The following is a 12,598-nucleotide window of genomic DNA, read 5'->3' as shown; positions in this document are numbered from 1 at the left end:
CTATCAGTAGCCACCTTTAACCGGCGCCGCGCTCGCCGCGGTTTTCTTGTACGACGACGCGAGGTCCGCGGCCGCACGGCTCAGCAGACCCGTGTCCGAGCCGACCGCGACAAAAGTCGCGCCGGCCGCAAGATACTCGGCGGCAATCGCGGGGTCGGCGGCGAGCACGCCAGCCGCTTTGCCTGCGTCGCGCGTTATCGCGATGCCGTTGCGGATTGCTTCGCGCACGCTCGCGTCGCCCGGCTTGCCTAGCAGGCCCATCGACGCACTCAGGTCCGATGGGCCGAAGAACACGCCGTCTACGCCGTCCACTGCGGCGATGGCCCGCAGATTCTCCATGCCTTGTACCGATTCCACCTGCACCAGCACGCACAACTCTTCGGCGGCGGTGGTCAGATAATCGGGTACGCGATTCCAGCGCGATGCGCGCGCCAGGCCGCTGCCCACGCCGCGAATGCCTTGCGGCGGATAACGTGTGGCGGCGACTGCGTCGGCGGCCTGGTCGGCGGTATCGATCATTGGCAGGAGCAGCGTTTGCGCGCCGATATCGAGCAGCTGCTTGATCAGCGCCGCGTCGCTGCGCACCGGACGCACCACCGGATGTGACGCATAGGCGGCGACCGCCTGCAACTGCGCGAGCGTGCTGCGGACGTCGTTCGGCGCGTGCTCGTTGTCGATCAGCAGCCAGTCGAAACCGGCAGTGGCGAGCAACTCGGTCACGTACGCGTCGGCGAGCGCGGCCCACAGGCCGAATTGCGGTTGGCCTGCAGCCAGCGCGCGCTTGAATGGGTTTTGCGGAAGAGACATGTCGATCCAGTCGGGTTGTATGCCGGAATGTATGCGGTTACGAATTCAGATGAAATTCAGGCCGATGCCGCCGAGCGGGCCATAGTCGACGTGGAATGTGTCGCCTGCACGTGCGGGGATCGGACTCGTGAAGGATCCGCTCAGGATCACGTCGTTCGCGTTCAGCATCTCGTCGTAGGGCGCGATCTTGTTCGCGAGCCACGCCACGCCGGTTGCCGGGTGATTCAATACTGCCGCTGCGAGACCGCTTTCCTCGACCGCGCCGTTTTTATAGAGCAGCGCGCCGACCCAGCGCAGATCGACATCGAGCGGACGCACCGGACGCCCGCCGAGCACGATGCCCGCATTCGCGGCGAAGTCCGAGATCGTGTCGTAGACCTTGCGCGGCGCACGGGTTTCGCGGTCGAACTGCTCGATGCGCGCGTCGATGATCTCCACGGCGGGCGTGACGTAAGCGGTTGCATCGAGCACGTCGAACAACGTGACGCCTGGGCCTTTCAGCGGCTTGTTCAGCACGAACGCGAGTTCGACTTCCACGCGCGGCGCAATGAAGCGGTCCGCGCGAATATCCTGGCCGTTTTCGATAAACATGCTGGCGAGCAGCGGCGCGTAGTCGGGTTCGTCGATCTGCGACGAGCGTTGCATCGCGCGTGACGTGAGGCCGATCTTGCGGCCTTTGATTACGTGGCCTTCGGCCAGCTTCAGCCTGACCCACTCGCGCTGGATCGCGTAACCGTCTTCGATGGTCATCTGCGGATATTGCGCTGAGAAGTGGCGCAATTGCGTGCGGGTTTTCTCGGCGTGATCGAGTTGCGCGGCGAGTTCGCGGATGGTCTGTTCATCTAGCATGATGGTTTCTCCTTGCGACGCGGCGCTAACGTAGCGCCTCGTCAGGCGGATCAGGTTTTGAAACGTGCATGCAGGTTGTTGTGCTTCCACGAACCGGCTTCGCTGAATTCGCCGATTTCCAGCGATAACGCCAACCCGTGCTGTTCGAATTCGGCGGCGAAGTGCTGTTTGATCAGCGCGAATAGCGCGTCGCCGGTAGCCTTTTTTACGGCCCCGGAGCGGCCTGCGCCGATCTTCAGATTCGCGTGCAGGAACGCGGCGTCGGGGCGGCCGTCGGCGATGTAGTACTGGTCGCAACGCAATGCGCGCACGCGGATGCCGCCCAGCGGATAGACGCGCTGTTCGCCATCGCGTTGGGCGGCCAGACTTTGCGCGAGTGTGTTGCACAACTGGCCGATGTTTTTCTCATCGGCGAGATTGGCGCTGTATTCGAGCGTGAGATGCGGCACGGTAGGCTCCTTCGAAATCAGACGGGCAGCGGCGTAACCGGGAAGATCGCATTGATCTGCCCGGTACCCGAACTGCCGAAATACGGTGTGACGACTTCAACCTTGCCGTCGTAGCGGTCCCAACCCAGCGCGCCGAGCAACATGGCGGTGTCGTGCATGCCGCCTTCGCCCCAGCATTTCTCGTTATAAAGCGGCAGCATGTCGCAGAAGGTTGTCCAGTCGCCGGCTTTCCATAACTCGACCACGCTGCGGTCCATCTGTTCGAGAAACGGATTCCATACCTTGTGCATGAATTGTTCGGCGGTGCCGTTGTTCGCGAAATGATGGCTCAGCGAGCCGCTTGCCAGAATCGCGACGGTGCCGTCGTAACGTTCCTCGATCGCCTTGCGAACCGCGAGGCCGAAGCGGGCGCTAGTGGCGAGGTCGTGCCACATGCACCAGCCCGATACCGACACCGCTTTAAAACGCCGGTCGCTGTTCATATAACGCATCGGCACCAGCGTGCCGTACTCGAGCCCGAGCGTGGTCTCGCTATGCGCGCGGCTTTTTACGCCCATTTCGTTGGCGACTTCCGCGATCAGATTGCCGAGTTCGACGTTGCCGGGGTACGAGTACGGCATGTTCCTGATGAAATGCGGCAACTCATTGCTCGTGTAGACGCCTTCGAAATCCGGTGCGCAATTGATGTGGTATTCGCTATTGACGAGCCAGTGCACGTCGAACACGACGATCGTATCCACGCCCAGTTCGCGGCAACGCCGGCCGATTTCATGATGACCGTCGATGGCGGGCTGACGGCAACCTTTATGCGGGCCGTCGAGTTCCGATAGATACAGCGACGGTACGTGAGTGACTTTTGCTGCCAGCGCGAGCTTGCCCATCGCGGTCTCCAGTTCGGTGTTGCTGTGGCAGGGCGCGTCGTATTTGCGCGCGGCATCTCATGCGCCGCTATGCTTTTGACGCGTTGACTACATTAAACGCCCCAGCGCGGAATGTGATGCGATCCGAGCGACACGCACACGTTTTTCGGTTCGAGAAATACTTCGTAGCTCCACGTTCCGCCTTCGCGGCCCACGCCGGATGCCTTGGTGCCGCCAAACGGCTGACGCAGATCGCGCACGTTCTGGCTGTTCACGAAGCACATGCCCGCTTCGACCGCCGCCGCCACACGATGCGCGCGGCCCGTGTTCTCGGTCCAGATATAGCTCGACAAGCCGTACGAAATGTCATTGGCGAGCCGGATCGCTTCGGCTTCGTCGTCGAATGGAATCAGGCACGCGACGGGTCCAAAAATTTCTTCCTGTGCGATGCGCATGCGATTGTCGACATCGACGAAGACGGTCGGCATCACGAAGTTGCCTTTGCGCATCGCGTCGGGCAGGTCGGGCGTATCGAGGCCGCCGCACGCGAGCGTCGCGCCTTCTTTCGGACCCAGTTCGATATAGCTGCGGACTTTCGCGAGATGCGCCTGACTGATCATCGGCCCGACGATGGTGCTGTCCGCGAGCGGATCGCCTACGGTCAAACGCTTTGCACGTTCGATGAAACGCTCGGCAAAACGCGTGTAAATCGAGCGTTGAACCAGAATGCGCGAACCGGCCGTACAGCGTTCGCCGTTGTTCGAGAAGATCATGAACACGGCGGCGTCGAGCGCACGTTCGAAATCGGCGTCGTCGAAAATCATGAACGGCGACTTGCCGCCGAGTTCCATCGAAAACTTTTTCAGCCCCGCGGTTTGCACGATACGGTTGCCGGTGGCCGTCGATCCGGTGAACGACACCGCGTGCACATCGGGATGCGCGACCAGCGGTTCGCCGGTCTCCTTGCCGAAGCCGTGCACGACGTTCAGCACGCCCGCAGGAATGCCGGCTTCGAGCGCGAGTTGCCCGAGCATCGACGCGGTGAGCGGCGACAGTTCGCTCATCTTCAGCACGGCCGTGTTGCCGAATGCGAGGCAGGGCGCGACCTTCCACGTGGCCGTCATGAACGGCACGTTCCATGGCGAAATCAGCGCGCACACGCCGACCGGATGAAACAGCGTGTAGTTCAGATGCGTATCGGTCGGATACGTATGGCCGTCGACGCGCGTGCACATCTCGGCGAAATAGCTGAAGTTGTCGGCGGCGCGCGGCACGAGTTGCTTGCGCGTTTGTGAGATTGTTTGACCGGTGTCTTTCGTCTCGGTTTCCGAAATATCGGGCACGTTCTTCGCGATCAACTCGCCGAGTTTTCGCACCAGTTTCGCGCGCTCCGCAGCGGGCTTCGCGGCCCATGCGGGAAACGCGTTTTTCGCCGCGTGAACGGCGGCGTCGATCTCCTGTGCGCCACCGCGCGCGACTTCGGCCAGTACCTCTTGCGTGGCGGGATTGACCGTCTCGAAGTAGTCTTTCGCGGCGCAGGTCTCGCCGTTGATCAGATGCTCGATTCGCATTGCGATGTCCTTTTATAGCTCTATCGATGACGGATTACGTACGGCCAAAGTCGGCGTCGGACGCAATCGTGTTCACGAGACGGCCAAGGCCGTCGATTTCGCAGATCACTTCGTCGCCCGCATTCACATTGACGACGCCTTCAGGCGTGCCGGTCAGGATCACGTCGCCGGGCGCGAGCGTCATGAAGCCGCTTAGATATTCGACCAGCGAGGGGATATCCGTGACGAGGTCGCGCGTGTTGCCGTGCTGTTGCTGCGTGCCGTTCACAAAGGTGCGCAATTCCAGTTGATTGACGTCTTCGATATCGGCCGCGTCGACGAACCAGGGGCCGAGTACTGTGCCGCCGTCGCGATTCTTCACGCGAAGATTGGGGCGATAGTAGTTTTCCAGGTAGTCGCGGATCGCGTAGTCGTTCGCGATCATGTAGCCGGCCACGTGCTGCATCGCGCTTTCGCGCTTTACGTTGCGCGCGGTCTGGCCGATCACGACGGCGAGTTCGCACTCGTAGTGCATGAACGTGACGTCTGCGGGGCGGCGTGTGAAACCGCGATGACCGATTACCGTGCCCGGCCCTTTGAGAAAAACGAGAGGTTCTTCCTGCTTGCCGAACTGCAATTCCTTCGCATGTTCGGCGTAGTTCAGACCGAGTGCGAAGATCGTGCCGACTTCGATGGGCGCGAGCCACACCACTTCATCTTCGCGACGCACGCGGCCATCGGCGAGGCGCACGCCCTGTGCGTGCGGATAGGCTTCGTGAATCGCGCCTGCATAGGCAACGCGGCCGCGCATCATGACGGTTCTCCAGCGTATTCCTGCGCGGCGACAAACGAGACAGTGAGCGGTGGCAAGCCTTCAATCGACAACGTGGCCGTGTCGCCGATATGCGCGGGCGGCGAACCGTGCGGCACGCCTAATGTGAGCACATCGCCTGCGCTGAGGGTCATGAAGTCGGTGACATCCGCGAGCAATTGCGCGACGTTGCGTACCGCCGACGCTGTGTTCGCCGAAAAAATCTCCACACCGTTGAGCGAGACCTTGATCGCCAGATGATCCGGCGTTGCAACGTGACGCGCTGCCACCACAGCAGGCCCGATTGCACAAAAACCGTCGCGCGCGCGAAACCTCACGGAGGGCCGATAGACGCTCGCATGCGGGACGCTGAGGTCGCCGACCAGCGTATAACCGGCGATATATTCAGCCGCGCGATTTGCGGCGATACGTGTTGCAGTGCGACCAATCACGATCCCCAGCGAAGCACCGACTTCCACGCCTAATTCGTTATCCGGCACGACGACGCGCGCGCGATGCCCTGCAAACGTATTACGCGGCTTCAGATAAAGAACGGGTGCTTTCGGGGGTGCTTTGTACGGCGCGGCTTGCATCGCGTCGCCCAATGCCTGCAGCGCGGCACGGTCGTTTAGCAGGGTGCCGTACACCGCGCCGCTAACCGGCGCGCGACAGGCGATGCCGCTACGCAGCAGCGCCGCGAGAGTACTGGCATCTACGTCGCGAGGCAGCGCTTCGCCTTCGGGATGCAGCAGATGATCGGCAAGTGCAAACATCGATGAGCCGCCTTTCTGTAAAGGATCGCGAAAAAAGCCGGAAAAAATCCTGCGAAAACACTAACATGTTAGTAGTATTGCGCTTGATATGATTCACGGTCAATAGGCCGTCGGCTGATCGCGGGTTTTCCCTTAAATTTCGACGGTAGTTTTTATTCTTCTGCCACTATGTCCGCTGCGTCCACACGAGTTTTGCATCGCAATCTGCCCATGCTGCTGTTGCGAGCCAGAGAAAAAATGATGGAGCGGTTTCGTCCGCTGATTACCGCGCATGGACTCACCGAACAGCAATGGCGCGTGATTCGCGCGCTCAACGAACATGGGCCGATGGAGCCGCGTCACATCTCCGATATCTGTACGATTTCAAGCCCAAGCATGGCCGGCGTGCTCGCGCGCATGGAGAGCATGGAACTGGTGACGAAGGAGCGTTTCGCGGAAGATCAGCGCCGTGTGCTGGTGTCGCTGACAGACACGAGCGTGGAACTGGTGCGCGTGATTTCGAAAGACCTCGAAGCGCACTATCGGGAGTTGGAGCGCAAGGTCGGACCGGAGATCGTCGAGCGCGTCTATCGCGCGGTGGACGATCTGCTGGCCGGTCTTGGCGAAGAGGACGAGTGAGTCCAGGCTAAAGCGGCGTTGCGGCTTACCAGCCGTGAAAACGTTGCCATTCGACGCTGCTTCCATCGGGCGAAACCGCGTGATATTCGGGAAACTGGGCGCCCGTCGCGCACGCATGATTCGGCAGAATGCGCAGCTTCATACCGATTGGAAAGCGCTGGGTAATGTCGGGAGTTTCGTCCGCTTGCGAACCGTCCCCCGTTGACGAAAGAATGCCGTGCTCCTGGTTCGCGCCGCTCACCACGTAGCCGGGAAGCAGCGTGCCGTTCAGCAGACACGGCTGCCCGTAGCCGAAATCGTGCGCCTGCTTCGACGTGCCGCGATCGCGGCTCATCGCCATCCAGCCCGCGTCGAGAATCGCCCAGCCTTTTTCCGCCTGATGGCCGATCACGGTGGCGAGCACGCTGAGCGCGATATCGTCGAGTGCGCACACGCCGACGTTGTGCATGACCAGATCGAACAGCACGTACACGCCGGCGCGGACTTCGGTCACGCCGTCGAGTTGCGCGGCGGCGAGCGCGGTCGGCGTCGAACCGACACTGACGACGGGGCACGGAATACCCGCATCGCGCAACCGTTGCGCTGCGCGTACGCAGCCCGCGCGTTCCTGTTCGGCGAGCGCGGCGAGCGCCTCCGGCGTGTTCAATTCGTAGCTCGACCCGGCGTGGGTCATCACGCCGCCCAGCTTGACGCCGTTCTCGTGCAGAATTCGCCCGACTTCGAGCAACGTGTCCTGTTCCGGCGTGATGCCCGAGCGATGACCGTCCGTGTCCACTTCGATCCATACCTCGAAGGTTTCGCCGTGCTGGTCGCCGAATGCCGCGATCGCCGCTGCGGCGGTCGGGTTGTCCACTACCAGTTTCAGGTCGCAGCCCTGGCGGCGCAGCGCGAACGCTCTCGGCAACCTCGCGGGCACCATGCTCACCGCGTACAGAATGTCGCGGATGCCTGCTGCGAAAAACGCCTCCGCTTCCTTCAGCGTCGACACCGTAATGCCGCATGCGCCAGCCGCGATCTGTGCGCGCACCACGTCGATACATTTGGTGGTTTTCACATGCGGACGAAACGCGACGCCCAGCGTGTTCATCTGCGCCTGCATTCGTGCGATGTTCTTCTGCATCCGCGCGACGTCGATCAACGCGGCGGGAGTTTCGATCTGTTCGAGTTTCATGCTTTCACCGGGAAATAAGGTGGTTTTGGACTCACAGGCCGCCGAAGCGGCCGAGCCACGGGAGCAGCTGGTCGAGCGTAGGCGCCTCGATCTCCGGGGCTTGCGCGCCCGCGACGAGCGGCAAGCCGACGTGGTTGTGCCAGTATGTGCGCAAGCCGACCGCAGCGGTACCGAACATGTCATAACTGGAACCGGCGACGAAAGCGGCTTCGTGCGCTTCTACACCGAGTTTGTCGAGTGCGAGACGGTACGGTTGCGGGTCCGGTTTATAGACGCCCGCTTCTTCGGCCGTCACGATCGCATCCCAACTGACAGGGAAAATGTTCGCCGCCTGCGAACCTAACCGCGTCGAGCAGTTGGTGACGACCGCGAGTTTGCAATGCGGCGCGAGCGCCTGTAATGCATCGGTAGCACCTTGCCATGGCGTGAGTTTCCGCCAGGCAGCTTCGAGCGCGAGTGCCGCAGATTCGGGCAGTCCTACTTCCGCGGCCGCGTCGCGCACCAGTTGTTCATATGGAATGTAGCGACCGCAGCCATATGTCAGACGCAAATAGGCGGCTCGCCATGCGCGGCCCGATTCTTCGGACCCTGCTGCGTGATTCCACGAAGTCCAGGAATCGAGCAGGGCGGTCAGAAGGTCGAACAGAACGGCTTTGGGGTACAAGGTGGAAGTCATGACGGCTATTTCACTTTGACCGGCTGTGAACAGTGAACCCATTATAAAGTTCGATCCGCGGAATGAAGTTCACAGTGACTAACTCATAGATTCAGTCAAACTGAATGACGGCGTTGGCGTATTGCTGGCTTTATCGTCTCCACGGAGGAACCGGCTTGAAGCGGCTCTGCAGAAACTGCATGAAATGACGGGTCCGCGCGGGCAAGCCCGCTCTCTGGTGCGTAAGCGCTATCACGTTGGCGTCGGGCGCTTTCCATCCAGGCAGCAAACGCACGAGCTTTCCCCGGGCGATGTCGTCGGCGACGTCCCATTCGGAACGCAGAATCACGCCGCGCCCTTCGCAGGCCCATTGACGGATCACGTCGCCGTCGTTGCAACTCAGGTGAGCGGAAACGCGTACGCTGCGGCGGGTGCGCCCCTTGCTGAACTGCCATAGCGTCACATCTTCGTTGTTCTCGCGCAGCACGATGCACGGCAGCCTGCCCAATTCATCCGGCGATTCCGGCATGCCCAGGCGTTTGACCAGACCGGGCGCTGCGCAGACGAAGCGCGCATTTGGTGCGATTGCGTAGCCGACACGATTCGACAGCGGCAACTCGCCGATATGCACGACGATATCGAAGCGGTCCATCGTGTCGGTCAATGGCTGATCGGACAGCGTGAGCGAAACGTCGATATCCGGGTTCTGCTGCTGGAACTCGCCGATCGCGGGCGCGAGATGGCGTCGCCCGAACCCTAGCGGTGCGTTGATTTTCAGCGTGCCGACCAGGCCGTTGCGGCGCATCTGCAAGTCGTCGAACAGCGAGTCGAACTGCTCGATGAGTTCGGCGCCGCGTTCGCACAGCAGCATGCCTTCCTCGGTAAATTGCAGGCGGCGAGCGGTGCGGTTCACCAGTTGCGCGCCGAGTTTCTTTTCGAGTTGCTGCAGGCGTTGTGTGATCGCAGAGGGCGAGAGTCCCAGCTTGCGTGCTGCGGCGATCAGGCTGCCACTTTCGCGGATGGTCAACAGAAAGCGGATATCGGCCGAATCGTTCATGTCAGCAATTTTCGAGTGCGGAATCTGGCAGCATAATGGCTTTGGGCGAGCTGTTCCATGCTTACCGTGTGCGCGTTCGCGAATGCGCGCGGGTATCGCAAGGTAAAGTATTGTTTCCGTAACGCAGCCGACAGCCTGGTTCGTTAAAGTACGCGCTTCTAGAGCGTCGCTTGGCGGCTAATGCTTTCCATCGACTCGTTGTCATTTCCATTTGAAGAGAAGTCCCATGTCGTTGCCCAACTCCGCTAACGATCCGGCAAACTCCGCCGATCATGCCACGCAAAAAAGTGCCGTGAAACAGGCAGTATTTCTGCATACAGGTTGGCGCAGTGCCGGAACGTGGGTATGGTCGCGTCTGCGTGAGCTGGAGGGGGCGACCGGTTTCTATGAGCCGCTCAGCAATGTTCTCGCCGACCTGAGCCCGGCCGACGTCGCCGCGTCGCGTCCCACGCTTACGTCAGGACACCCGCCGCTCGACGCGCCGTATTTCGACGAATATCGCCCGTTTCTTCAGGATGGCGCGCGCGGTGTGACTGGCTATCGCAAGCGCTTCAGCATTGATCGCTTCTCCCGTGAACCGGATGCGGATTTCCCGGCGTTGCAGGCGTATCTGCGTAACTTGTGCGCGCGCACGGTCGAGCAGAGCAGCGTGCCGGTCTTCAAGTTTTGCCGTTCGTCAGGGCGGTTGCCCTGGCTCAAAGGCGCGTTTCCCGATGCGATGCATGTTGGCGTGTTGAGAAATCCGGCGTCGCAGTTTGCGTCGGGCTGGCTGCTCAGTCAGCAGTGGGGCAATCCGTTTTTTGTCGCCGCGCCGTTTCGCGTGCTCGGGTTGAATCTGTTGGACCCGCTCGTGCGGCAGGTTGTCGAGGCGTGTAGCGTGAGCTTGCCGCCGTCGTCGTCGATGACGGACGATGCCTACGCGATGGCGTGCGAGCAATACGCGCGCACCGCGGAAGGCAATAACGCCTATCGCGCGTTTGTCGCGTTGTGGACGCTGTGCGCGCTGCGGATGGCGGAGGGCGTCGATCTGCTCGTCGATATCGACAGGTTGGGGCAGTCGCGCGACTACGCGGCCGGCTTGCGCGCCGGATTTCACGCGCAGAGCGGTTTGTCGCCGGACTTCGGCAACGCGCGCGACCTGGTTGAAGAGACGCGCCGCAGCGCGTCGCGTATTGCCGGAATCGATGGACGCTCGATGCGCGCCGTGCATTCCGCCGCGCTTAAATTCCTGAAGAGCCAGGGCGGTCTCGATGCCGCGTTGGTCGACGTGATTCGCGAGAAGATGGTGCTGGCCAACGAACTGACCGACCAATGGCGCTAACTATCTGGCGATTGCTTATCCTGCCGCAGACACCGCCGCCCGCAATCCCAATAGATAACTGTCCACGCCGAAGCCGCAAATCTGTCCCTTGACGATTTCCGCGAACACTGACACATGCCGGAACGCTTCACGCGCGTGAATGTTGGACATGTGAATCTCCACTACCGGCACTGTCAGAATGGCGAGTGCGTCGCGAATGCCGTAGCTGTAGTGGGTCCATGCACCGGCGTTGATCAGCACGCCGTCGGCGTTATCGGTGAATGCCTGGTGAATGCGTTCGCACATCGCGGCTTCGCTATTGGTCTGAAAGCTCTCGACCTGCACGCCCAGTTCCTTGCCCAGTGCATGAAGTTTGCTGTCGATTTCAGCGAGCGTTACCGTGCCGTATTGCGCGGGATCGCGCTTGCCGAACATATTGTGGTTGATGCCGTGCAGCATCACGAATGTTTTCATCGAGTGTCCCGGAAGAGTGAAGTCGGCGGCGCGAGCCGCACTGCGTTAATGGACAGCGGAATGCGCGGCGGAGTTCACTGCCGGGTTCACCGCGGAGTTCACCGCAACTTCGGGCGCGGTATCGACAACCGCTCCCGCATTGGCCGCGTGCACGATTGCCTCGGTAATCCGCAGATTCTGCAAGCCGTCGCGAGCGCTGACTAGCGGCGCAGTCTCGCCGCGAACCACTCGCCCGAAATGCTCCAGTTGAAGCTTCAATGGATCGTCGCGCGTCATGTCGGCGACACTCACGTCGAACGGCTTCCACCACGAGCGGTCTTCCGCTTTGTCATACGTTTTCAGGCGCATGGTCGGCACGGCGAGCGAGCCGAATGTGCCTGCAATCACGTAACAATCTTCATCCGCATACGACGGATAAGCCTTGTTTTCCTGCGATGTCTGTTCCCAACTGCGCGCACTTGCAGCCGTGTCCGACAGCATGAAACTGCCTAGCGCGCCGTTCGCGAAACGCAGGTTGATCGCTACCGTATCTTCGACCGGAAAGCCGCGCGTCGCATGCGATGAAAACGCCTGCACCGCGACGATATCGCCGCACAACATGCGCAGGTTGTGCACCTCGTGAATCATATTCAGCAGAATCGGGCCGCCGCCGGCCTTGCGTCGCCATTCGGCGCCCGAGAAGTACTCATCCGGTTTGAAAAAAACCGCGCTGCCCATCACCGCGACCAGTTTGCCAAGCCTGCCTTCGTCGATCAATTGCCGCGCCCGCGCCATGATCGGGCTATGCGCGCGGTGATGGCCGATCAGCAACGGCACACCGCAGCGCTCGACTTCCGCGACGAGCGTTTCGGCCTCTTCGACCGTCGACGCTATCGGCTTTTCGAGCAGCGTCGGTATGCCGGCCGCGAGACAAACCTGCGCATGCTCCACATGCAACTGGTTCGGCGTGGCGAGAATGACGCCATCCGGGCGATCCCGTTCGAGCAGCTCGTCGAGCGTACGGTAAAGCGGAACGCCGGCCTCGGCAGCGAGCGCGGCCGCCGTCGACGACGGGTCGACAATGGCCGACAGCGTGCAGGTCCCGCTTTGCTGCGCGACGGCCATATGAGCGCGGCCGATATAGCCCGCGCCGGCCACGGCGATCCGGGTTCGGTTCATGGAGCAGTTCCTTCAGGCCGCCGGGCAGGCGGCACGGTGAGCTTGCGGTTGAGCAGCGAGACCTGA

The 12,598-nt window shown here is 61.5% G+C and carries 14 protein-coding genes; 2 read left to right on the top strand and 12 right to left on the bottom strand.

The window, feature by feature from the left end; genetic code table 11:
- Positions 1-3: 3 nt before the first annotated feature.
- The 7 genes from hpaI to ABH945_RS25430 all read right to left on the bottom strand — a co-directional run bounded on the left by hpaI (position 4) and on the right by ABH945_RS25430 (position 6,099).
- Positions 4-807 carry a 4-hydroxy-2-oxoheptanedioate aldolase gene (gene hpaI / locus ABH945_RS25460; protein ID WP_429252359.1) on the bottom strand — a complete coding sequence of 268 codons (804 nt, stop codon included), beginning with the start codon at positions 805-807 and terminating at the stop codon, positions 4-6.
- A 45-nt stretch (positions 808-852) separates the two neighbouring features.
- Positions 853-1,656 carry a 2-oxo-hept-4-ene-1,7-dioate hydratase gene (gene hpaH, locus ABH945_RS25455; RefSeq protein ID WP_429252358.1) on the bottom strand — a complete coding sequence of 268 codons (804 nt, stop codon included), beginning with the start codon at positions 1,654-1,656 and terminating at the stop codon, positions 853-855.
- A 50-nt stretch (positions 1,657-1,706) separates the two neighbouring features.
- Positions 1,707-2,105, bottom strand: coding sequence for a 5-carboxymethyl-2-hydroxymuconate Delta-isomerase (locus ABH945_RS25450; RefSeq protein ID WP_429252357.1), 399 nt, complete (start codon positions 2,103-2,105; stop codon positions 1,707-1,709).
- 17 nt (positions 2,106-2,122) lie between these two features.
- Positions 2,123-2,986, bottom strand: a complete 864-nt coding sequence (gene hpaD / locus ABH945_RS25445) for a 3,4-dihydroxyphenylacetate 2,3-dioxygenase (protein WP_429252356.1) — start codon at positions 2,984-2,986, stop codon at positions 2,123-2,125.
- Between the two features lie 92 nt (positions 2,987-3,078).
- Complete coding sequence (gene hpaE, locus ABH945_RS25440; RefSeq protein ID WP_429252355.1) at positions 3,079-4,536, bottom strand: 5-carboxymethyl-2-hydroxymuconate semialdehyde dehydrogenase; 1,458 nt, start codon at positions 4,534-4,536, stop codon at positions 3,079-3,081.
- A 34-nt stretch (positions 4,537-4,570) separates the two neighbouring features.
- Entirely contained in the window at positions 4,571-5,329 is a 759-nt protein-coding gene (locus ABH945_RS25435) for a fumarylacetoacetate hydrolase family protein (protein ID WP_429252354.1), read from the bottom strand.
- Complete coding sequence (locus ABH945_RS25430) at positions 5,326-6,099, bottom strand: fumarylacetoacetate hydrolase family protein (protein ID WP_429252353.1); 774 nt, start codon at positions 6,097-6,099, stop codon at positions 5,326-5,328. Before ABH945_RS25430 ends, ABH945_RS25435 begins: the two co-directional genes overlap by 4 nt.
- A 210-nt stretch (positions 6,100-6,309) precedes the next feature.
- Here ABH945_RS25430 and hpaR point away from each other — a divergent pair, with 210 nt between their 5' ends.
- Complete coding sequence (hpaR, locus tag ABH945_RS25425) at positions 6,310-6,717, top strand: homoprotocatechuate degradation operon regulator HpaR (protein ID WP_074767862.1); 408 nt, start codon at positions 6,310-6,312, stop codon at positions 6,715-6,717.
- Between the two features lie 25 nt (positions 6,718-6,742).
- Here hpaR and ABH945_RS25420 read toward each other — a convergent pair whose 3' ends face one another.
- The 3 genes from ABH945_RS25420 to ABH945_RS25410 all read right to left on the bottom strand — a co-directional run bounded on the left by ABH945_RS25420 (position 6,743) and on the right by ABH945_RS25410 (position 9,600).
- A complete protein-coding gene (locus ABH945_RS25420; RefSeq protein WP_429252352.1) occupies positions 6,743-7,888 on the bottom strand; it encodes a DSD1 family PLP-dependent enzyme in 1,146 nt (381 codons plus the stop codon).
- 31 nt (positions 7,889-7,919) lie between these two features.
- On the bottom strand, positions 7,920-8,564 hold the full coding sequence (locus ABH945_RS25415) for an HAD family hydrolase (protein WP_429252351.1): 645 nt from the start codon (positions 8,562-8,564) through the stop codon (positions 7,920-7,922).
- A gap of 130 nt (positions 8,565-8,694) precedes the next feature.
- Complete coding sequence (locus ABH945_RS25410; protein ID WP_429252350.1) at positions 8,695-9,600, bottom strand: LysR family transcriptional regulator; 906 nt, start codon at positions 9,598-9,600, stop codon at positions 8,695-8,697.
- Positions 9,601-9,826: 226 nt separating this feature from the next.
- On the opposite strand from ABH945_RS25410, the gene ABH945_RS25405 reads away from it, so the two are divergent.
- Positions 9,827-10,921 carry a hypothetical protein gene (locus tag ABH945_RS25405; protein ID WP_429252349.1) on the top strand — a complete coding sequence of 365 codons (1,095 nt, stop codon included), beginning with the start codon at positions 9,827-9,829 and terminating at the stop codon, positions 10,919-10,921.
- A gap of 15 nt (positions 10,922-10,936) precedes the next feature.
- Here ABH945_RS25405 and aroQ read toward each other — a convergent pair whose 3' ends face one another.
- Together aroQ and ABH945_RS25395 are read right to left on the bottom strand one after the other, a co-directional pair.
- A complete protein-coding gene (gene aroQ, locus ABH945_RS25400) occupies positions 10,937-11,374 on the bottom strand; it encodes a type II 3-dehydroquinate dehydratase (protein WP_429252348.1) in 438 nt (145 codons plus the stop codon).
- Between the two features lie 45 nt (positions 11,375-11,419).
- The gene (locus ABH945_RS25395) at positions 11,420-12,532 is read right to left on the bottom strand and encodes a Gfo/Idh/MocA family protein (protein WP_429252347.1); all 1,113 of its coding nucleotides are present in this window, start codon (positions 12,530-12,532) and stop codon (positions 11,420-11,422) included.
- Positions 12,533-12,598 lie beyond the last annotated feature (66 nt).

Source organism: Paraburkholderia sp. GAS333 (genome assembly GCF_050435665.1).
Lineage (GTDB): Bacteria > Pseudomonadota > Gammaproteobacteria > Burkholderiales > Burkholderiaceae > Paraburkholderia > Paraburkholderia fungorum_A.
This window is presented reverse-complemented; position numbering and strand designations above follow the sequence as displayed.